This is a genomic window from Flavobacterium wongokense (assembly GCF_021608265.1).
Taxonomy (GTDB): Bacteria; Bacteroidota; Bacteroidia; order Flavobacteriales; family Flavobacteriaceae; genus Flavobacterium; species Flavobacterium wongokense.
Map to the genome: position 1 here is coordinate 47,524 of NZ_JAKIHP010000008.1, position 20,084 is coordinate 67,607.

The window sequence follows — 20,084 nt, forward strand, 5'->3', positions numbered from 1 at the left end:
CTACTTTTGGAAATGCTTCAGAAATTTCAAAATCACATCAGCGCCAATTTTCCTTTTTTACAAGGAAGGAAACTCCTTTTGGCAACAAGCGGAGGCATTGACAGCATGGTTTTGCTGCATTTATGCCAACAGTCGGGTTTAGATGTAAGGGCTGCGCACTGTAATTTCCAACTGCGTGGCGAAGAAAGCGATGCCGACGAAGCCTTTGTTAAATCCGAATGCGAAAAGTTGGGTGTACTGTTATTCGTGGCTCATTTTGATACCAAAAAATTTTCGGAAGAGCATAAATTATCAATCCAGGTTACGGCAAGGACACTGCGTTATGACTGGTTTCAGACGCTTTTGATCAACAACGATTACGATTACATACTGACGGCGCACCATCTTGATGACAGCCTTGAAACCTTTTTGATCAATTTTACGCGGGCTTCAGGATTGGACGGACTGACTGGAATTCCGAAGCAGAATGGTTATATCATTCGGCCATTATTGGCTTTTTCGAGAAATGAAATTGAAGATTTTGCCCATAAAAACAATATTAAATGGCGGGAAGACAGCAGCAATGCATCCGATAAATACCTTCGGAACAAACTGCGCCACGATGTGATTCCCATTTTAAAGGAATTGAATCCAAGTTTGTTATCATCTTTCGAAAGCACGATTTCAAACCTCCAGCAGGCGCAGACTATGGTCGATGATGCTTCGCGCATTGTTTACCGAAAAGTGGTCAGCGATATCAATTTCCAAAAGCGAATCAATCTTCCAGAGCTAATGCAGTTGCCCAATTACCAGGCATATCTTTACCAATGGTTGGAGCCTTTTGGTTTCAGCGATTGGCCATCGGTCAATGAACTGGTTCATGCGCAATCAGGAAAGCAAATCCATTCGCAGAAGCATACCTTGCTGAAAGACAGGGAAGAGCTTATTGTTTTTGAAAGGAAAGTGCAGGAAACCGAATCATTTTTGATTGAAAAGGATCAAAAGGACGTTAAATTTCCCTTAAAACTTTCGTTTTGTAACGTAGATGACATTTCGGTTCAAACAACTAATACTATATTTGTTGACCAAGAAAAACTTCAGTTTCCTTTGCAAATCAGAAAATGGGAAGAAGGCGATTTTCTCTATCCATTTGGCATGACAGGCAAAAAGAAATTGGGCAAGTTTTTCAAGGATGAAAAATTTTCACTGATTGACAAATCGGAAGCCTGGCTCTTATGTTCAGATAATCAAATCGTATGGGTTATAGGAAAAAGACAGGACGATCGGTTCAAAGTAACACAACAAACAACTCAAATACTACAAATACAACTTCAGGAATGAATAAAATAGTACTTTCACTTCTCCTTTTTTTGGCTTTCGCCAATGGAAACGCACAAATTGTAAAACCGGTTAAATGGACTTCAAAGGTTGAGAAAATTTCGGATACGGAATACAATCTGATAATGGACGGCAAGATTGATGATGAGTGGCACATGTATTCCCAATTTACGCCGCAAGCCGATTTAGGTTCGGCATTGCCAGCCGAATTCACATACGAAAATGCCAAAGGAAATTACGAATTAGTCGGCAAAACAAAAGAAAGCCCTTATACCAAAAAATACAGCGACGTTTTTGAAATCGATGAATATTTCTTTGAGCACAAGGTAACTTTTACGCAGAAAGTAAAAATCATCAATCCGAAACTAGCTTCAATAAAAGCGAAAATCGATTATCAGGTTTGTAAACAGACCTGCATTAACGACAATATGAAATTCACTTTTCAACTGTCAAATAAACCTCAGGAAATTGATGAACCGGTTGCAGATACAGCTGCCGTTACCTCATTTACAACTTCTGAACCTGTAGATTCCACACAGGTTAAGGCAGATGTCAAACCAGTTACTGAATCCCCGAAAGAGGAAGACAGAGGATTGTTGACCATATTCTTTTTAGCCTTTGTTGGCGGTTTGGCAGCATTGTTAACGCCTTGTGTTTTTCCAATGATTCCGATGACCGTGAGCTTTTTTACCAAACAAAGTAAAAATCCGGGACAGGGAAAACGAAATGCGATTTTTTATGGCGTTTCCATCATTGCGATTTATGTGGTTTTAGGATTGGCAATTACGGCTATTTTTGGTGCCGATGCTTTAAATGCTTTGTCTACCAATCCTTGGTTTAACGTATTTTTCTTTTTGCTGCTGATTGTCTTTGCAGCTTCATTCCTTGGCGCATTTGAAATTATGCTGCCAAATTCATGGGCAAATAAAGTGGACAAACAAGCGGATAGAGGTGGAATCATCGGAATAATATTCATGGCTCTGGCTTTGGCAATAGTTTCATTTTCATGTACCGGGCCAATCGTAGGAACGCTTTTGGTACAGTCAGCTTCGAAAGGCGGCATTGCCCCAATAGTTGGAATGTTAGGTTTTTCGAGCGCTTTGGCATTGCCATTCATGCTTTTCGCGATGTTTCCTAGTTGGCTGCATTCGTTGCCAAAATCTGGTGGTTGGTTGAATACAGTAAAAGTTTCACTAGGGTTTTTAGAACTGGCATTGGCATTTAAGTTTTTATCAAATGCCGATTTGGTTCTGCAGCTGCATTTATTGGAAAGGGAAGTTTTCCTTGCAATCTGGATTGCTATTTTTGGAGCATGGGCGTTATATCTATTGGGCAAAATAACAACACCGCATGACAGTCCGATTGGTTATATTTCGGTTGGAAGGCTTTCATTGGGCTTGCTCGTTTTGGCTTTTACGATTTACATGATTCCGGGATTATTTGGAGCGCCATTAAAATTAATCAGTGCTTTTCCACCACCGCAAACGTATAGTGAAAGTCCAACAGGATTCTTTGGCAGCACTGCTCCAGTTTCAGAAAATGGATTGCCGGACGGAGCAGAAATTGGCCCTCACGGTTTAAATGTTTTTACCGATTATGACAAAGGGCTTGCTTACGCCAAGACAGTAAACAAACCAGTAATGCTCGATTTCACAGGTTTTGCCTGCGTTAATTGCCGTAAAATGGAAAACAATGTATGGTCGGATGAAAAGGTCTTGGAAGTGCTTAAAAACGATGTGGTTTTGATTTCGTTATATGTAGATGATAAAAGGGAATTGCCAAAAAGCGAGCAGCATGTTTCCAAGATTACCGGAAATGAAATCACAAGCATTGGAGACAAATGGACTGAGTTCATAATTACAAAATACCAAACCAATACGCAGCCGTTTTATGTGCTGATTGACCTCAAGGAGCAAAAACTGAACAAGCCCATTAGCTATACTCCGAACATTGATGATTATTTAACCTGGCTGAATGATGGGATTTCTAAATTTAGCAAATAATATAAAAAACAACCTTCCAATTGGAAGGCTTTTTTTTAACCCCACGCAACCAATTCGTTTTTTTATATCTACATAAAAACCAAACTAACCAACTCATGAACAAAATCAGACTATTTTCCGCCGTGATTTTTGTATCGCTTCTATTTACAGGATGCGATCCTAGTGAAAACTCAACCAATCTTCCTAACGACGATACTTTTTCTGAGAATTTTGGAAACGAAGTTTCAAAGGATTTTATAGGCCAGATTGTGGATACAGAAAATCATCCGTTACAAAATGTTAGTGTTAAGATCGGAACTTCAACGGCCCAAACCGATGCAAACGGAATCTTCATTATAAACGGAGCCACAGTCCATGAACGATTTGCCTTTGTTACGGCTGCTAAAGCTGGTTACATTGATGGTTCACGTACTATGGTCCCAACATCAGGCAAAAACAACCTGAAAATAATGCTGATTCCCAATACGCCATTGCAGACGGTACAATCTGGACTAGCCAGCGAGGTTTCACTGCCTTCAGGAACCAAAGTTTCCTTTGACGGAGCCTTTCAGGATGAAGATGGAAACCCTTATTCGGGAGTGGTTACTGTTGCAATGTTCCATTTATTGCCTGGCAATGAAAATCTTGACAAATTGATGCCCGGAATGTTATATGCACAAACCAAAACCAATCAGGAAGCATCTTTAGCAACATTTGGAATGCTCAACGTAGAACTTCGTGGTAATACTGGACAAAAGCTTAATATCAAGGAAGGGCATACTGCAGAAATTACGATGAAGATTGATGACAACCAAACTACATCCGCACCAAACTCAATTCCGTTGTGGCATTTTGATGAAGCAAAAGGGTATTGGAAGGAAGATGGTATTGCTACAAAAGTTGGGAACAAGTATATTGGCGAGGTTTCGCATTTTTCCTGGTGGAATTGTGATATGCCGAATTCATCCATTCTTTTGACATTTAACTTTGTAGATCCAAATGGAAACCCGCTTCCGAATCTTCCAATCAATATCGTAAATCCAAATGGATCCCACGCTTCAGGAGAGACTGATACCAATGGGCAGCTTTCAGGAATATTACCCGCCAATCAAACCTTGACGGTAACTGTTTTTTCACCCGTCTTTAATTGTGGCGTAAATGGGATTGTTTTTTCAACAATGGTTGGACCCTTCACAACCGATACGGTTGTGCCAAATATTGTTGTCACTACGCCAGATGTTTCATCTTCCAATGTTACAGGCATGCTTTTGACCTGCGATAATACAAACGTTACCAACGGATATGTTTTGTTGCATCAAAATGGGGCAAGTCTCTATTCTCCTGTTACAAATGGTGAGTTTAGTTTCAATGCCTTGTATTGCCAGAGTGACACTAATTTTACATTAACCGGTGTTGACTATGATGCTTATCAGGCATCAACTCCAATGAGTTATAATTTTGTATCTCCGTCGTTGAACGTGCAGGGCATACAAACCTGTAATGCTATAAATCAATATTGGACTTATCAGATTGATGGAGGACCAACCTTAAATGTAACCGGAATTTTAGGGTTCTTGGATTTTGGGTTTGAAAGACAGGTAAGAGCGTATCCCGGCAATGGTACCAATGTGGCGTCAACATCCAATTTCAACTTCTACAGTATATCCCAACCAGGAACTTTTACAAATCTTCTTTGTTCATTGGAAATTGAAGGAGTATTTTATCAACTGCCAACAAAAACCTTAACAATTACCAATATGGGCGGAGGTGGCCAATATTTTGAAGCAGTTCTGGATGGAACCTATAATGAGTTTCAAACTTCCCACACTATCCACGTTGAGTTTAAAATTTACCGGCCATAAACATAAAAAAAGCCTTCCAATCGGAAGGCTTTTTTTATCCTAAAACTTCAGTGACTTCAGTTTTTAAATAGCTCAGGGCTAATGCACTTGCCGAATTCCCATCGAGCATATTGCTTAAGATCTTTTCCCTCAACTCGTCTGCATTTTTAACGGATTCGTCTAAAGTTGTTTTCCTGATATTCTGGATTATGGTGTTTTTTGCAGTTAAAACCATCGTCCAGCATTCATCCGTAATATAGATTTGCTGGGTCATGTTGTGCTCGTATTCCTGTTCGATATGATGAATCAAAAGATGTTGGTAATCTACCTTGTCATCGTTTAACGGGGCAACACGTATAAGCAGCTTAGCGGGGCTTATGCGTTCCAAAAACAAAGCCAATCGTTCATACGCCTGCAAACGAAGCGGCATCGAATGTTTTTGGTTTTCCCTTTGCAACAACCAACGTCTTGTATTTTGTTGGTCCTTAAAGTAGTTATCAAACAAATAATAGGCTACACCGCCCGTAATTAGTGATGGAACGGCATACATCAATGCTTCAAAAAGTTTATCGAGGTTCATAGTGATTTTTTCTAAAAATTGTTGACAAATATAATAGAAATACCCTTAGAATTTATTGTAATTCCGTAACAGTAATTATAAATTTGGACTTTCTGAAAAATGATGATAGATAAATATATTTCCCAACTTAACGAAGCGCAACAAGCACCTGTCTTTCAAAAAGATGGGCCAATGATTATCATTGCCGGTGCAGGTTCGGGCAAGACGCGTGTACTTACGATGCGTATTGCCTATCTGATGAGTTTGGGTGTAGATGCCTTTAATATTTTGGCATTGACCTTTACCAATAAAGCGGCGCGCGAAATGAAAAAACGTATCGGTGACATTGTTGGTCCGGCTGAAGCCAAAAATCTTTGGATGGGGACTTTCCACTCGGTTTTTGCGCGTATTTTGAGAAGCGAGGCAGATAAGCTGGGTTATCCTTCCAATTTTACGATTTACGATACTCAGGACAGCGTTCGGTTGATTTCGGCGATTATCAAGGAAATGCAGCTCGATAAGGATGTTTACAAACCAAAGCAGGTTTTGGGCAGGATTTCGTCATATAAAAACTCATTGATTACCGTAAAAGCCTATTTCAATAATCCTGAGCTTCAGGAAGCTGATGCAATGAGCAAAAAACCGCGTTTAGGTGAAATCTACCAGAATTATGTGGAAAGATGTTTCAAAAGTGGTGCAATGGATTTTGATGATTTGTTATTGAAAACCAACGAACTCCTGAATCGTTTCCCGGATGTACTTGCAAAATATCAGGATCGTTTCCGCTATATCTTGGTTGATGAGTACCAGGATACGAATCATTCACAGTATTTGATTGTTAGGGCTTTATCAGACAGGTTTCAGAATATTTGTGTTGTTGGTGATGATGCGCAGAGCATTTATGCGTTTCGTGGTGCCAATATCAATAATATCCTGAACTTCCAGAAAGATTATGAAAATGTCCAGACCTATAGATTGGAGCAAAACTATCGTTCGACCAAGAACATTGTAGAAGCTGCCAATTCGATTATCGATAAAAACAAAACCAAGCTCGAAAAAATCGTTTGGACTGCCAATGACCACGGACCAAAAATAAAAGTGCACCGCAGCATTACAGATGGTGAAGAAGGGCGTTATGTAGCCGGAGAAATCTTTGAAAATAAGATACGCAACCAAATGCGTAATGGGCAGTTTGCTATTTTATACCGTACCAATGCACAGTCCAGAGCTATGGAAGATGCCTTGCGCAAGCGCGATATTCCGTATCGGATTTATGGCGGATTGTCTTTTTACCAAAGAAAGGAAATCAAGGATGTACTGTCTTACCTTCGATTGATTATCAACCCAAAAGACGAGGAGGCATTGGTCCGTGTCATCAATTATCCTGCACGCGGAATAGGAGATACAACGGTTGAAAAACTTACTGTCGCGGCAAATCATTACAAACGTTCCATTTTTGAGGTGATGGAAAATATTGATAGGATCGACCTTAAGTTAAATTCGGGAACCAAACAAAAGTTGGAAGATTTTGTCACAATGATTAAAAGTTTTCAGGTTATCAACGAACAGCAGGACGCTTTTGTTTTAACCGAACACGTTGCCAAAAAAACCGGATTGATCCAGGAACTCAAAAAAGACGGAACTCCGGAAGGCATTGCCCGAATTGAGAATATCGAAACCTTAATGGGTGGTATCAAGGATTTTATAGAAGGGCAGAAGGAAATTGATGGTGCACGTGGTTCGTTATCGGAATTCCTGGAAGATGTAGCATTGGCAACCGATTTGGATAATGATACCGGAGATGATGATAGAGTAGCATTAATGACCATTCACCTGGCAAAAGGATTGGAATTCCCGTATGTTTTTGTCGTTGGATTGGAAGAGGATTTGTTTCCAAGTGCGATGAGCCTGAATACAAGAAGTGAATTGGAAGAAGAGAGAAGGTTATTCTATGTGGCACTAACACGGGCAGAACACCAGGCTTATTTAACGTATGCGCAATCGCGTTACCGTTGGGGAAAACTGGTCGACAGCGAACCATCACGTTTTATTGAAGAGATCCAGGATGATTATCTTGAATATGTCAATCCAATGGATACAGGATATCGTTACAAACCAACAATGGATATTGATATTTTTGGCGATGTAGATAAATCCAAATTGCGACAGGTTAAACCAGAAGCAGGCATACCTCCTAAAAAATATGGAGAAGAACCGGTTTCTTCCCTGAATATCCGTAAACTGAAACCAGTTTCAGGAAACGCTCCGTCCAATACGAATTTGTTTGATAGCAAATTGACTGTTGGAAATGTTGTCATGCATGAGCGTTTCGGAAAAGGACAGGTGCTTAATCTTGAAGGAGTTGGTGCTGATAAAAAAGCAGAAATCAAGTTTGAGGTTGGTGGAATTAAGAAGCTGCTTTTGAGGTTTGCAAAACTCGATGTGATTGGATAAAATAATTAAGTGAATTATATAAAGTGCACATTTAGTTTTTTGACTACTTTAGAGTCATGGCAGAATTCATAAAAATATACGAAGACAAACCCAGCGAAGCCGCAATCAAAAAAGTTGTTGACGTTCTGCGTGATGGCGGTTTGGTAATTTATCCAACAGATACTGTTTACGGATTGGGATGTGATATTACCAATTCGAAAGCATTGGAACGCATTGCCAAAATAAAGGGAATTAAGCTGGAAAAAGCTAATTTTTCTTTCGTGTGCAGCGATTTGAGCAATCTTTCCGATTATGTCAAACAGATTGACACCGCTACTTTTAAAATCCTGAAACGCACGCTTCCGGGACCTTACACTTTTATTTTGCCGGGGAATAATGACCTGCCAAAAGAGTTTCGGAAAAAGAAAACGGTCGGAATCAGGATTCCGGATAATAATATTGCAATAGAAATCGTAAAAATGTTGGGAAATCCAATTGTATCAACATCCATACATGATGATGATGAGGTTTTGGAATATTCAACCGATCCTGAACTTATTTTTGAGAAATGGCAGCATATTGTTGACATGGTGATAGATGGAGGTTATGGCGATAATGTAGGCTCGACAATTATTGATTTGTCGGGTTATGAACCGGTTGTCGTCCGTGAAGGAAAAGGAGATTCCGATATATTTTAACAACAAAATCATGAAGCATAAATACCTAGTAATTATACTGTTCTTTTTTATCCAATCACAAATCAAAGCCCAATGCTGGCAGGGATTTGCTACAATAGATCATACTTTAGCGGTTAAATCAGATGGAAGCTTATGGGCTTGGGGTTATAATGACTCAGGTCAGGTGGGCGATGGTACTGCATTTAACAGAAACCACCCTGTACGCATTGGAAATGAATTTACCTGGCAGGCAGTATATACAGGCGGGGTGCATTCCTTTGCAATAAAAACTGATGGAACCTTATGGGCTTGGGGTTTTAATGAAAATGGACAGTTAGGCGATGATACTTCAGTAGAGGAACATACTCCCATAATGATTGACGGAAATTGGCAGACCATTGCTCCGGGCTTTTGGCATAATCTCGGCCTTAAGTCAGACGGAACTTTATGGGCATGGGGTTATGACAATTGGGGACAGCTTGGAGATGGTTCAATAAGTTTTTATAACGCAACTCCAATCCAGGTTGGTACTGATACAAATTGGGCAAAAATTGCTTGTGGTAAGAACTCCAGTTTTGCGATAAAAACCAATGGAAGCTTATGGGGTTGGGGCAACAATGAATTTGGTGTATTGGGAATTGGAAACATCACAACTCAATATGTACCAATTCAGATAGGAACTGCGACCGACTGGCAAAAGGTAGATTGCGGTTTTTTCCACACATTGGCAATAAAAAACGATGGCACACTTTGGTCATGGGGGCATAATCACTATGGAGAATTGGGAAATGGAACAACTGTAGATAGTTATATTCCAGTTCAAATTGGAACAGCTACGGATTGGGTTGACGTTAGTGCAGGAGAATTTCATTCTGTTGCCAGAAAATCAAACGGAAGCATTTGGGCATTTGGAAGGAATTCCGAAGGTCAGCTGGGGAATGGTACAACCAACAATTCTTCAGTTCCCATTCAGGTACAATCTTCATCAACATGGCTTGATGTTCAGGCAGGATTGGTCCATACTATTGGCTTGAGATCAGACGGGACTTTATTAAGTTGGGGATACAACGGGGAAGGGCAGCTAGGAAACGGAAATTTTGAGAATCAAAATTCCGCTGATGCAGTTGATTGCCCAACAATCTTAAACACCAATAATCTGAATGAGGCTTCATTCAGCCTTTATCCAAATCCTGTAAATGAAACTTTAAACATTGTTAAGCCCAACGGTCTTGACATCCAAAAAATGACCATAATCGATGCTTTCGGTAAAACTATTTTGGAGTTTTCAGGAAACAGAACTTATATTGATGTAAGCAATCTCGCTTCGGGTATTTACCTAATCCAAATTTTCGATTCCTTTAATCAAAGCCAATCGATAAAGTTTGTTAAATCCTAACATAAAAAAACGCCCCGATTTATCGAGGCGTTTTTTTTATTAATTGTAACAGCTTATTTCTGTTGCTGATTTTTCATTTCTTTTTCAATCATCTCATAGAACTCATCAATTTTTGGCATAACCACAATTCGCGTTCTTCTGTTTTTAGATCGGTTGTCTGCAGTCGTATTATCTACAAGTGGAATAAATTCACTTCTACCTGCTGCAATCAATTGCGATGGTTTTACACCCAAATCCTTGGTCAATACCCTAACAATCGAAGTGGCGCGTTTCACACTTAAATCCCAGTTGTCAAGCAATACTGCGTTTCCTGTAAACGGAACGTTATCGGTATGTCCTTCAACCATGCATTCAAATGTTGGACGGCTGTTAATCACTTTGGCAACTTTACCAAGTACTTCTTTTGCTCTATCGCTTACTACGTAGCTTCCACTTTTAAATAGCAGTTTGTCGGCAATGGAGATGAAAACAACTCCTTTCTCAACATTGATTTCGATATCGGGATCAGAAATTCCAACCGAGCTTTTCAAACTCGTAACCAAAGCCAAAGTAACACTGTCCTTTTTGGTTAAAGCATCCTGCAAACGGGAAATTTTAAGGTCTTTTTCTTTTAAGCTCTCTAATGATTTCTCTAGATTTTGGGCTCCTTTAGTAGTAAGAACTGTCATTTCCTTAGAGCTGTTTATCAAATCAGAATTGTTTTGTTTTAAATAGTCATTTTGTTTGGAAAGTGCATCTTTTTCAGATAGGCACAAGTTCAGTTTCATTGTAGTTGAATTCAGCAAATCCTGGCATTCCTTATTCTGTTTTTCCAGAGCGGCTATTTTTTTCTTGGTCCCACACGATGTCAGTGTAAGCGCTGCTAACGATAGTACAAAAATTACTTTTCTCATGAGTTAGGTGATTTTAATTTTAACAAATTTAAGGTTTTTTATTTTTTTTAGAGTGGTATTTAATGATAAACTCTTGTTAAAATTGCTACTCAAAAACGGTGCCGTTCTTTAGGAAGTACTTGTAAACAATGCTCTTCGAGCGATAATAGTTTTCAAGCTGAGGTGCTTTTCGTTTCTTTAACGTTTTGTTAATCAGACTATAAAAAGCAAAATGCGCTTTAACAATTGCCCAACAATGATTCAGTTTCCCTTTGAAAATAAATTGCACTCCGGCCATTCCATCCAGGACAAGCCGGGCAAAAAGAATTGGCACAATTTTGTTTTCGGGCAAATTCTTCGTCAGCATCAAAAGCGAATTCCTGAAATTCAGGAAGGTTTTCCTGGGATTACTTTCGTTCAAAGTTGCTCCGCCAACATGGTACACCACAGATTCTGAGATGTATTTGGCTTTGTAGCCCAAATTAAAAGCACGCCAGCACAAATCAATCTCTTCCTGATGGGCAAAAAAATCACTGTCAAAACCATTTAGTTTTCGGTAAATTTCTTTGCGGATAAACAAGCACGCGCCACTTGCCCAAAATATTTCAATTTCGTCATTGTATTGACCATTGTCTTTTTCAATCTTATCGAAGATTCTTCCACGGCAATACGGATAGCCAAACTGATCTATAAAACCTCCGGCAGCACCAGCGTATTCAAAGTATTCCTTGTTCTTATAATCTAAAATCTTAGGCTGTACGATTCCGATATTTGGCTCCGAATCAAAAATGGAAAGTATAGGTGTAAGCCAACCTTTGGTTACCTCAATATCTGAATTCACTAAAGCGTAATATTCCTCCTCAACCTGTTGCAAGGCTACATTATAACCTTTGGCAAACCCATAATTCCCTTCATTCTGAATGATCGATACAGTTGGAAAATTCCTTTTGATTAAATCAATGGAAGTGTCGGTCGAAGCATTATCGGCAACATAAATCTTAGCTTCCTCGGAATATGCCAAAACCGAAGGCAGGAACTGCTCCAACAGTCTTGCTCCATTCCAGTTTAATATGACTACGGCTATTTTTTTCAAGTGTGGCTTATAGGGTTTTGTTTATAAAATCCGGAAGTTCTTCAAGGAAAACATACTTTTCATTCTCAAAGTCCATTTGACAAAAGTAGTGATTTAACCCGTTGGTAACCATCAGGTATTGTGCTTTCAGTTTCAGGTTGTAACGCGCAATCTGGTCAAAAGTATCCTGTGTTATTTTCACCTCAGGCGCTTTGCATTCAATCAGCAGAAACAATTCGCCATTAGGCTGGAAAACCACAATGTCATAGCGTTTATTGACATCATTGAGCTTAATCAGCTTTTCAACATTCAGATAGGATTTGGGATAATTTTTATGCTGCAGCAAAAACTGGACAGTATGCTGGCGTACCCATTCTTCGGGTGTGAGAATGATAAACTTTTTCCTGATTTCGTCAAAAATTGACACTTTATTTTCACTATTTTTGAAGCGAAAGTTAAAGGAAGGAAAGTTGAGGTTTTGCATTCAACAAATATAATCCCTAAACGGAAAAAATGGAAGAAGTAGTAAAAATAATTAACGACATCAAAGCAGGAAATATCAAACCCATTTATTTCCTAATGGGTGAAGAGCCTTATTATATCGACAGGATTACTGAATATCTTGAGGAAAATCTTTTGACTGAAGATGAAAAAGGCTTTAACCAAATGGTGCTTTATGGCCGTGATACTACTGTTGATGATATTGTAGCCAATGCCAAACGTTACCCAATGATGGCGGAACGTCAGGTGGTTATTGTAAAGGAAGCCCAGGAACTTTCCCGAACGATTGACCAATTGGAAAAATATGCCGAAAATCCACAACCTACGACAGTTCTGATTTTTGCCTATAAATATAAAACACTCGACAAACGCAAGAAAGTAACCAAAACATTGGAAAAAAATGGATTGGTTTACGAAAGCAAAAAAATGTATGAAAACCAGGTTGGTGCCTGGATTAAGAATGTTTTGAAAAATAGGGGATACGGCATTGAACCCAAAGCCATGGCGATGTTGGTCGAATTCCTTGGGAATGATTTGAGCCGTATTGCGAACGAACTGAACAAACTGGAAATCATCCTTCCAAAAGGGAGTACGATTACACCAAATCATATTGAGGAGAACATTGGCTTTAGTAAAGATTTCAATGTGTTTGAATTCCGAAAAGCCATCGGTGAGAAAAACCAATTGAAGGCTTATCAGATTGCAAATTATTTTGCGCAAAACCAAAAGGACAACCCAATTGTAATGACCAACGGATTGGTGTTTAGTTTCTTCTCAGCCTTGCTGCAATATCACGGTTTAAAAGATAAATCTCCTGGGAACGCAGCCAAAATCCTAAAAGTCAGCCCTTATTTTGTCAACGATTATATTGCCGCTGCTCATAATTATCCAATGCGGAAAGTCAGTGCAATTGTGGCCACGCTTCGTGATGTTGATGTCAAGAGCAAAGGTGTTGGCGCCAATTCGTTGCCGCAAGGCGATTTGCTCAAGGAAATGTTGGTGAGCATTTTTAATTAAGAGCAGCCTGGTTATTCTAATTTGGTAGATTTTCCAACGGTTAAGTAGATGTGGTTACCGGCATCTAAAAATTCAATCCTTGTTTTTTGCTTATTGATTCTCATTTCCATCGAATTCTCTTTGTTCACCAAGCTAAACCAAGTAAAATCAGGATTGGATTCTTCAATATGGGAATCTGTGATTTTGTATTCTAGTTTTGTATTTGTAAAAAAGAAGGTAACGGCTTTTTTTGCAGTATCTAAAAACACGAACGAATATTCGTTTCCGGAAATATCACATTCCCCCTTTTTAAAAGGTTTCACATCCACACAATACTGCTGCACATTAAATACCTGCTGTTGGGCATAGATTCCTGAAGTTAGGAATAGTATAAAAAGAAATTTTTTCATTGGATTTTTTTTCCTTCGTTTTACAAAAAACAGGCCAGACTTTAAATCTGTAAAACCTGATTATATAAATTTTTTTTAAAACTATATAAACACGATGAAATTCATTTTAAGTAAATTTACTGATTATGGAAAGTTGCGAAGTGATAATAGTAGGAGGAGGCTTGGCAGGTTTGACCGCTGCCATTCATTTGTCGCAACTTGGACATCAGGTAACGCTTTTCGAAAAAAATACGTATCCCAAACACAAAGTATGTGGCGAATATATTTCGAATGAAGTGATTCCTTACCTCAATTCGTTAAAACTAAATCTTGGCGAACTCCATCCCACCAATATTACTAAACTCCACTTTTCGACAGCAACAGGAAAAAATTTAACAGCCGTTCTGCCTCTTGGAGGTTTTGGAGTCAGTCGTTATGCTTTGGATAATTTTCTTTTTGAAAAGGCTGTGGCCAATGGATGTCAAATCATTCAGCAAAATGTTGAAAATGTCGCTTTTGAAAATGATTATTTCACTATTGTAACTGCAGAAGACACCAAATTCCAATCTAAGATTGTACTCGGAGCTTTTGGCAAACGTTCATCAATAGACCAAAAAATGCATCGGGATTTCATCAGTCAAAAATCACCGTGGCTGGCAGTGAAAGCCCATTATAAAGGAATTTTTCCCAATGATGTTGTTGGACTTCATAATTTTAAAGGTGGTTATTGCGGCGTTTCCAAAGTAGAAAACGATGTCATTAATATTTGTTACCTCGCCGACTATGGCACGTTCAAAAATTATAAAAATATAGAAGAGTATCAGTCAGCAGTGGTCGCGAAGAATCCGAATTTAAATTCAATCCTGAGCAAAACAACTTTAGTTTCTGAAAAGCCACTAACCATAAGCCAGGTTTCGTTTGCCGAAAAACACGCTGTAGATAATCATATCCTGATGATTGGTGATACTGCCGGATTGATTCATCCTTTGTGTGGCAACGGAATGGCAATGGCAATCCACAGCGCCAAGATTGCATCCGAATTGGTTTCAAAATACCTTAAAAAGGAATTGCCTTCAAGGGAAATTTTGGAAAATCAATATACCGCCGAATGGAATTACAATTTCAAGAAACGCCTGCGGACAGGAAGATGGCTCGCAGCCTTGCTCGAAAAACCAAAACTTTCAGAAGCAACACTCCGTATATTGACTGCATTCCCATTTCTTTTACCAATAATCATCAACAAAACGCATGGCAAACCAATAACTCTTTAAATGTCCATCAATACAACATACAGAACCAATCAACCTGAAATTATGGATGATTTTGACATGGAAGGCGACATGTTGAAAGATGCTTTGGACAAAATTGCCAAAATAAACCAACTTTTAGGTGGCAATAAACTTACACTGCAAGGCGTAGAAAAACTGTTACAGCAAAATCAGGTAAAGGAAAAAATAACGATTGTGGATGTCGGTTGTGGTAATGGTGATATGCTTCGGACATTGGCCGATTATTTAGAGGAAAAAAAAATTGAATGCCATTTGATTGGCATTGACGCCAATCGGTTTACAATAGATTATGCCCAAAAATTATCTACCCATTATCCAAACATTGCTTATCGTTGCGAAGATATTTTTGATAAATCCTTTGAAAAACTCGGATATGACATTGTTTTATGTACCTTAACACTGCATCATTTCAAGGACAGGGAAATTATTGAGCTACTCAAAACCTTCAAGGCAAACGCCAGAATGGGGATTGTGGTGAATGACCTGCAGCGAAGCCGTATTTCGTATAGGTTGTTTCAGGCGTTGTGTTTTGTTTTTAGGCTGAACGCCATGTCGAGGGACGATGGTTTGGTTTCGATTTTAAGAGGATTCAAAAAGCCCGAACTGGAAAATTTTTCAAAAAAACTGCATTTCAAAAACTATTCGATTGAATGGAAATGGGCCTTCCGCTATCAATGGATAATCAATACAAATTAAAGCCAAAATGGGTGTCAAAATAAAAGCCGTAGCAAAAGCATTACCGGAATATTCCCGAACAACAGAAGAAGTAATGCCACTTCTGGAAAATTGGCTTGTCGGCCAGGACGATCGTTTTATCCGTAAGGTAAAAAAGATTTTCGAAGGCGCGATGGTTGATAAACGGTATTCCATCATGGAACCCATTGAGGTTTTTACCAACACTTCTTTTGAGCAACGCAACGACATTTACGTTCGCGAAGTGATAAAACTTGGCAAGAAGGTTTTGGATGAAGCACTGAAAAAAGCAGATTGGAAACCCGAAACCTTAGACTATATCATCACGGTAAGCTGCACCGGAATCATGATTCCGTCACTCGATGCCTATCTGATTAATTCGCTGAAACTCCGTCAGGACATTGTTCGCCTGCCGGTCACAGAAATGGGTTGTGCAGCCGGAATCTCGGGGATGATTTATGCTAAGAACTTCCTTCAGGCAAATCCGGGGAAACGTGCCGCAGTCATTGCTGTCGAAAGCCCAACTGCCACATTCCAGCTCGATGATTATTCGATGCCGAATATTGTAAGTGCTGCAATTTTTGGTGATGGTGCAGCCTGTGTCTTGCTTTCTTCACACGAAAATGATGAAGGCCCAAAAATCCTCGCCGAAGAAATGTACCATTTTTATGACGCCATCCACATGATGGGTTTCAAGCTTGTAAACAGTGGACTGCAGATGGTTTTGGATGTTGAGGTTCCGGAAACGATTGCTTCCCATTTTCCGGATATAATCCATCCTTTTTTGGAAAAACATAACCTGAAAATAGAAGATATCGACCATTTGATATTTCATCCCGGTGGAAAAAAAATTGTCCAGACCGTTGAAGATTTGTTCTCGGGTTTAGGCAAAAATATAAACGATACCAAAGAAGTCCTGAGATTGTATGGAAACATGTCGAGTGCCACAGTTTTGTATGTATTGGAACGCGTCATGGATAATAAACCAAAGAAAGGTGAGAAAGGATTGCTGCTGAGTTTTGGTCCGGGTTTTTCAGCCCAACGAATATTAATTGAGTTTTAGATGTATAAAAGTATAATAAACAAACTGCCTTATTCCAAACCATTTCTTTTTGTGGATGAGCTCCTGCATGTAGATTCAAATGGAGTGGAAGGAACTTTTACGTTTAGTCCAAATTTAAGTTTTTATAAAGGGCATTTCAAAAACGATCCCGTAACTCCAGGTGTAATCCTTATCGAAGTAATGGCACAGATTGGTGTGGTTTGTTTAGGAATCCATTTGTTGGGAAAGGATTTTAACGCTGAATCAAGAATTGCATTGACCTCTTCTGAAGTGGAATACCTCAAGCCTGTTTTCCCCAATGAAAAGGTAAGAGTGGTTTCAGAGAAAATTTATTTTAGGTTTGGCAAATTGAAATGCAGAGTAAAAATGCTCAATGTCAATAACGATGAGGTTTGCCGTGGCTCAATAGCCGGAATGATTGTTTGATATGGAAAAAAGAGTTGTCATAACAGGTCTCGGAATTGTTGCTCCAAATGGAGTTGGGCTTGACGCGTTTACCAATGCCATAAAGAATGGTGTTTCCGGAATTAAGTTTGACCCCGAATTGGAACGGCTGCAATTTTCCTGTCAGATTTCGGGAGCACCCGAAATATCGGAAGAATTGAAAAGTGATTATTTTACAGAATTGGAATTGCGGAATTTCAATTCAACCGGAATCTTATATGGCGTTATTGCCGGAATGGATGCGTGGAAAGATGCCGATTTACCCATCTTACATGATGAAAATCCCGACTGGGATTCGGGAACAATATTCGGAACCGGAACTTCGGGCATAGAAAAATTTAGGGAGAGCATTTACAAAATAGACGATTTTCAAACCCGAAAACTCGGAAGTACGGCTGTAGCACAAACAATGAATAGCGGTATAAGTGCCTACCTTGGCGGAAAACTTGGTTTGGGGAATCAGGTTACGACCAATTCTTCAGCCTGTACCACAGGAACCGAAAGCATTTTGATGGGCTATGAACGTATTAAGGCGGGATTGGCAAAACGAATCCTTGCCGGAAGTACCAGTGATGGCGGTCCTTATATTTGGGGAGGTTTTGATGCGATGAAAGTCTGCACTTTCAAGCATAATGAAACTCCCGGTCAAGGCTCAAGGCCAATGTCGGAAAGCGCTTCGGGATTTGTTCCCGGAAGTGGTGCCGGAGCTTTGGTTTTGGAGGATCTGGAATCGGCTTTAGCTCGCGGTGTACGGATTTATGCCGAAGTTTTGGGAGGTAATGTGAATTCGGGCGGACAACGCGGACTCGGAACAATGACGGCGCCAAATCCAACTGCAGTTCAAAAATGTATTTCCGATGCGGTGGCAAATGCAGGAATAACTACTGACGATATTGATGCCATAAACGGGCATCTGACGGCAACCAGCAAGGACAGTTTGGAAATCCGGAATTGGAGTGAGGCATTAAACAAAAAAGGAAAGGATTTTCCCTTTATCAATTCGTTGAAATCTATGGTTGGCCACTGTTTGTCGGCGTCGGGAAGTGTGGAAAGCGTAGCTTCGGTGCTGCAGGTTTACCACGGATTTATTTTCCCAAATACCAATTGCGAAGACCTGCATCCGGAAATTACAGATTGCATTGACGCTTCGAGGATTCCGCAGCAGTTGATTGAAAAGGATATCACTATTTTAGCGAAAGCCAGTTTTGGTTTTGGCGACGTAAACGGATGTGTAATTTTAAAAAAATATAGCCATGAATAAAGCAGCTGTAATCGAGCAATTAAAGACTATTGTCAAACCATTTGTGTCTAACAAGGAAGCGTTTGAGAACATCAATGAGAATACCGATTTTATTTCGGATTTGAATATCAATTCGGCGAATCTTGTTGATATTGTTTTGGATGTTGAAGAAGCATTCGGAATCGAAATCGACAACCAATCGATGGAAAAAATGCTGAACATCAAAGCGGCATTAAACATCATAGAAACCAAACTCGCCGAAAAGTGATTGGCAACGACGTCATAGATTTGGCTTTGACCCAAAAAGAAAGCAACTGGAAACGCAAAGGTTTTTTGGATAAAATCTTTACGGCAAAGGAACAATTGCTTATCCTGAACTCAAAAAATCCGGAAACGATGGTCTGGAATTTATGGAGTAGGAAGGAAGCTGCCTATAAAATCTATAACCGTCAAACGCAAATCAGGGCTTATATTCCGATGCAATTGGAATGTTTTGATTTGGAAAAAACGAACGGAATCATTTATGGAAAAGTCATTTGTTATGGCAAAACCTATTTCACAAAAACCGTGATTAATCCAGATTCCATAGAAACCATTGCAGTAATCAATCCCTCAGATTTTGACAAAATAAAATACCTGAATCCCGAAGAAAGATTACATAAAAACAACGGAATCCCAAATTACTTCGATTCAAAAAACCAGGTTTTAAGGCCAGTCTCAAAAAGCCATCACGGACGTTTTGAAAAGTTGGTTACACTTTAAGCGCACCACGAAAACCTCTTGCAGCATAATAGGATTCGGCGCCATTGTGATATAAAAATACCGTATCATAACGGCGGTCGCAAAAAACAGCACCGCCCAGTTTCCTGATTTCGGACGGAGTTTTAATCCAGCTTGAAGTCTTTAAATCGAAATTACCCAATTGCTGTAGTTCACGGTATTGCGTTTCATCCAACATTTCAATTCCCATTTCTTCAGCAACATCTATAGCGCTGTTTTTCGGCTTGTGCTCTTTCCTGGAATCTAAAGCTTTGCGGTCGTAACAATAACTTCGGCGGTCTTTTGGGCTTTCCGGTGAGCAGTCGTAAAAAATATATTCATCCGTTTTGTTGTCATAGCCCACAACATCGGGTTCGCCGCCTGTTTCTTCCATCAAATCCAACGACCACAATTTATCGGGATTTGCTTCAAGCTTTGCCTGTACTTTTGCCCAATCAAGGCCTTTATGGCGATTCATGTTTTTCTCAAAGCGTGTTTTTAATTCCTTTAATAATGCTTCAATATGTTCCGGGGATAAGATTTTTTTACTCATGCTTTTAT

20 protein-coding genes are annotated in these 20,084 nt (G+C 39.5%); 14 read left to right on the plus strand and 6 right to left on the minus strand.

The features are described from left to right. Positions 1–12: 12 nt before the first annotated feature. The 3 genes from tilS to L1S31_RS13990 all read left to right on the plus strand — a co-directional run bounded on the left by tilS (position 13) and on the right by L1S31_RS13990 (position 5,161). Positions 13–1,320, plus strand: a complete 1,308-nt coding sequence (gene tilS / locus L1S31_RS13980; protein WP_236465391.1) for a tRNA lysidine(34) synthetase TilS — start codon at positions 13–15, stop codon at positions 1,318–1,320. Beyond that, positions 1,317–3,320, plus strand: coding sequence for a protein-disulfide reductase DsbD family protein (locus L1S31_RS13985; RefSeq protein ID WP_236465392.1), 2,004 nt, complete (start codon positions 1,317–1,319; stop codon positions 3,318–3,320). The genes tilS and L1S31_RS13985 overlap by 4 nt, the downstream gene beginning before the upstream one ends. Positions 3,321–3,415: 95 nt before the next feature. Then, positions 3,416–5,161: an Ig-like domain-containing protein gene (locus tag L1S31_RS13990; protein ID WP_236465393.1), complete on the plus strand. Its 1,746-nt coding sequence runs from the start codon at positions 3,416–3,418 to the stop codon at positions 5,159–5,161. 34 nt (positions 5,162–5,195) lie between these two features. Here the strand turns inward: L1S31_RS13990 and L1S31_RS13995 are convergent, their stop codons facing one another. Continuing rightward, positions 5,196–5,720 carry a DUF7935 family protein gene (locus L1S31_RS13995; protein WP_236465394.1) on the minus strand — a complete coding sequence of 175 codons (525 nt, stop codon included), beginning with the start codon at positions 5,718–5,720 and terminating at the stop codon, positions 5,196–5,198. A 105-nt stretch (positions 5,721–5,825) separates the two neighbouring features. On the opposite strand from L1S31_RS13995, the gene L1S31_RS14000 reads away from it, so the two are divergent. The 3 genes from L1S31_RS14000 to L1S31_RS14010 are packed head-to-tail and all read left to right on the plus strand — an operon-like array spanning position 5,826 to position 10,205. Next, positions 5,826–8,153, plus strand: coding sequence for an ATP-dependent helicase (locus L1S31_RS14000; RefSeq protein ID WP_502539612.1), 2,328 nt, complete (start codon positions 5,826–5,828; stop codon positions 8,151–8,153). Between the two features lie 56 nt (positions 8,154–8,209). After that, positions 8,210–8,830 (plus strand): L-threonylcarbamoyladenylate synthase, encoded by a 621-nt coding sequence (locus tag L1S31_RS14005; RefSeq protein ID WP_236465395.1) that lies wholly within the window; start codon positions 8,210–8,212, stop codon positions 8,828–8,830. Between the two features lie 10 nt (positions 8,831–8,840). Next, positions 8,841–10,205: an RCC1 domain-containing protein gene (locus tag L1S31_RS14010; protein WP_236465396.1), complete on the plus strand. Its 1,365-nt coding sequence runs from the start codon at positions 8,841–8,843 to the stop codon at positions 10,203–10,205. 53 nt (positions 10,206–10,258) lie between these two features. Here L1S31_RS14010 and L1S31_RS14015 read toward each other — a convergent pair whose 3' ends face one another. The 3 genes from L1S31_RS14015 to L1S31_RS14025 form a co-directional block, all read right to left on the minus strand. Further along, entirely contained in the window at positions 10,259–11,098 is an 840-nt protein-coding gene (locus tag L1S31_RS14015) for an OmpA/MotB family protein (protein ID WP_236465397.1), read from the minus strand. A gap of 85 nt (positions 11,099–11,183) precedes the next feature. Next, positions 11,184–12,170, minus strand: a complete 987-nt coding sequence (locus tag L1S31_RS14020) for a glycosyltransferase family 2 protein (protein WP_236465398.1) — start codon at positions 12,168–12,170, stop codon at positions 11,184–11,186. 7 nt (positions 12,171–12,177) lie between these two features. Beyond that, the gene (locus tag L1S31_RS14025; RefSeq protein WP_236465399.1) at positions 12,178–12,633 is read right to left on the minus strand and encodes a type I restriction enzyme HsdR N-terminal domain-containing protein; all 456 of its coding nucleotides are present in this window, start codon (positions 12,631–12,633) and stop codon (positions 12,178–12,180) included. 29 nt (positions 12,634–12,662) lie between these two features. Here L1S31_RS14025 and holA point away from each other — a divergent pair, with 29 nt between their 5' ends. Next, on the plus strand, positions 12,663–13,667 hold the full coding sequence (gene holA / locus L1S31_RS14030) for a DNA polymerase III subunit delta (protein ID WP_236465400.1): 1,005 nt from the start codon (positions 12,663–12,665) through the stop codon (positions 13,665–13,667). An 11-nt stretch (positions 13,668–13,678) separates the two neighbouring features. Here holA and L1S31_RS14035 read toward each other — a convergent pair whose 3' ends face one another. After that, positions 13,679–14,056 carry a hypothetical protein gene (locus tag L1S31_RS14035; RefSeq protein ID WP_236465401.1) on the minus strand — a complete coding sequence of 126 codons (378 nt, stop codon included), beginning with the start codon at positions 14,054–14,056 and terminating at the stop codon, positions 13,679–13,681. A gap of 125 nt (positions 14,057–14,181) precedes the next feature. On the opposite strand from L1S31_RS14035, the gene L1S31_RS14040 reads away from it, so the two are divergent. From L1S31_RS14040 to L1S31_RS14070, 7 genes are read left to right on the plus strand one after another with little or no spacing between them, the layout of a single operon-like run. Further along, positions 14,182–15,306: an NAD(P)/FAD-dependent oxidoreductase gene (locus L1S31_RS14040; RefSeq protein ID WP_236465402.1), complete on the plus strand. Its 1,125-nt coding sequence runs from the start codon at positions 14,182–14,184 to the stop codon at positions 15,304–15,306. After that, complete coding sequence (locus tag L1S31_RS14045) at positions 15,307–16,020, plus strand: methyltransferase domain-containing protein (RefSeq protein ID WP_236465403.1); 714 nt, start codon at positions 15,307–15,309, stop codon at positions 16,018–16,020. Positions 16,021–16,027: 7 nt separating this feature from the next. Continuing rightward, positions 16,028–17,080 carry a type III polyketide synthase gene (locus tag L1S31_RS14050; protein ID WP_236465404.1) on the plus strand — a complete coding sequence of 351 codons (1,053 nt, stop codon included), beginning with the start codon at positions 16,028–16,030 and terminating at the stop codon, positions 17,078–17,080. Further along, positions 17,081–17,506 carry a 3-hydroxyacyl-ACP dehydratase FabZ family protein gene (locus tag L1S31_RS14055; RefSeq protein WP_236465405.1) on the plus strand — a complete coding sequence of 142 codons (426 nt, stop codon included), beginning with the start codon at positions 17,081–17,083 and terminating at the stop codon, positions 17,504–17,506. A 1-nt stretch (position 17,507) separates the two neighbouring features. After that, positions 17,508–18,785, plus strand: coding sequence for a beta-ketoacyl-[acyl-carrier-protein] synthase family protein (locus L1S31_RS14060; RefSeq protein WP_236465406.1), 1,278 nt, complete (start codon positions 17,508–17,510; stop codon positions 18,783–18,785). Beyond that, the gene (locus L1S31_RS14065; RefSeq protein ID WP_236465407.1) at positions 18,778–19,032 is read left to right on the plus strand and encodes an acyl carrier protein; all 255 of its coding nucleotides are present in this window, start codon (positions 18,778–18,780) and stop codon (positions 19,030–19,032) included. Before L1S31_RS14060 ends, L1S31_RS14065 begins: the two co-directional genes overlap by 8 nt. Continuing rightward, positions 19,029–19,526 carry a 4'-phosphopantetheinyl transferase family protein gene (locus tag L1S31_RS14070; RefSeq protein WP_236465408.1) on the plus strand — a complete coding sequence of 166 codons (498 nt, stop codon included), beginning with the start codon at positions 19,029–19,031 and terminating at the stop codon, positions 19,524–19,526. Before L1S31_RS14065 ends, L1S31_RS14070 begins: the two co-directional genes overlap by 4 nt. Here L1S31_RS14070 and L1S31_RS14075 read toward each other — a convergent pair. Further along, positions 19,516–20,076: a DUF4256 domain-containing protein gene (locus tag L1S31_RS14075; protein ID WP_236465409.1), complete on the minus strand. Its 561-nt coding sequence runs from the start codon at positions 20,074–20,076 to the stop codon at positions 19,516–19,518. The two genes, L1S31_RS14070 and L1S31_RS14075, sit on opposite strands and share 11 nt — an antisense overlap. Positions 20,077–20,084: the final 8 nt, after the last annotated feature.

Excerpts from the sequence above, each read along its gene's own strand:
- L1S31_RS14005 (WP_236465395.1), top strand. The coding sequence starts at position 8,210 with ATGGCAGAATTCATAAAAATATACGAAGACAAACCCAGCGAAGCCGCA.
- L1S31_RS14065 (WP_236465407.1), top strand. The coding sequence starts at position 18,778 with ATGAATAAAGCAGCTGTAATCGAGCAATTAAAGACTATTGTCAAACCA.
- L1S31_RS14025 (WP_236465399.1), bottom strand. The coding sequence starts at position 12,633 with ATGCAAAACCTCAACTTTCCTTCCTTTAACTTTCGCTTCAAAAATAGT.
- L1S31_RS14015 (WP_236465397.1), bottom strand. The coding sequence starts at position 11,098 with ATGAGAAAAGTAATTTTTGTACTATCGTTAGCAGCGCTTACACTGACA.
- L1S31_RS14050 (WP_236465404.1), top strand. The coding sequence starts at position 16,028 with ATGGGTGTCAAAATAAAAGCCGTAGCAAAAGCATTACCGGAATATTCC.
- tilS (WP_236465391.1), top strand. The coding sequence starts at position 13 with ATGCTTCAGAAATTTCAAAATCACATCAGCGCCAATTTTCCTTTTTTA.
- L1S31_RS14045 (WP_236465403.1), top strand. The coding sequence starts at position 15,307 with ATGTCCATCAATACAACATACAGAACCAATCAACCTGAAATTATGGAT.
- L1S31_RS13995 (WP_236465394.1), bottom strand. The coding sequence starts at position 5,720 with ATGAACCTCGATAAACTTTTTGAAGCATTGATGTATGCCGTTCCATCA.
- L1S31_RS14075 (WP_236465409.1), bottom strand. The coding sequence starts at position 20,076 with ATGAGTAAAAAAATCTTATCCCCGGAACATATTGAAGCATTATTAAAG.
- L1S31_RS13990 (WP_236465393.1), top strand. The coding sequence starts at position 3,416 with ATGAACAAAATCAGACTATTTTCCGCCGTGATTTTTGTATCGCTTCTA.
- holA (WP_236465400.1), top strand. The coding sequence starts at position 12,663 with ATGGAAGAAGTAGTAAAAATAATTAACGACATCAAAGCAGGAAATATC.
- L1S31_RS14010 (WP_236465396.1), top strand. The coding sequence starts at position 8,841 with ATGAAGCATAAATACCTAGTAATTATACTGTTCTTTTTTATCCAATCA.
- L1S31_RS14055 (WP_236465405.1), top strand. The coding sequence starts at position 17,081 with ATGTATAAAAGTATAATAAACAAACTGCCTTATTCCAAACCATTTCTT.
- L1S31_RS14040 (WP_236465402.1), top strand. The coding sequence starts at position 14,182 with ATGGAAAGTTGCGAAGTGATAATAGTAGGAGGAGGCTTGGCAGGTTTG.
- L1S31_RS14035 (WP_236465401.1), bottom strand. The coding sequence starts at position 14,056 with ATGAAAAAATTTCTTTTTATACTATTCCTAACTTCAGGAATCTATGCC.
- L1S31_RS13985 (WP_236465392.1), top strand. The coding sequence starts at position 1,317 with ATGAATAAAATAGTACTTTCACTTCTCCTTTTTTTGGCTTTCGCCAAT.
- L1S31_RS14060 (WP_236465406.1), top strand. The coding sequence starts at position 17,508 with ATGGAAAAAAGAGTTGTCATAACAGGTCTCGGAATTGTTGCTCCAAAT.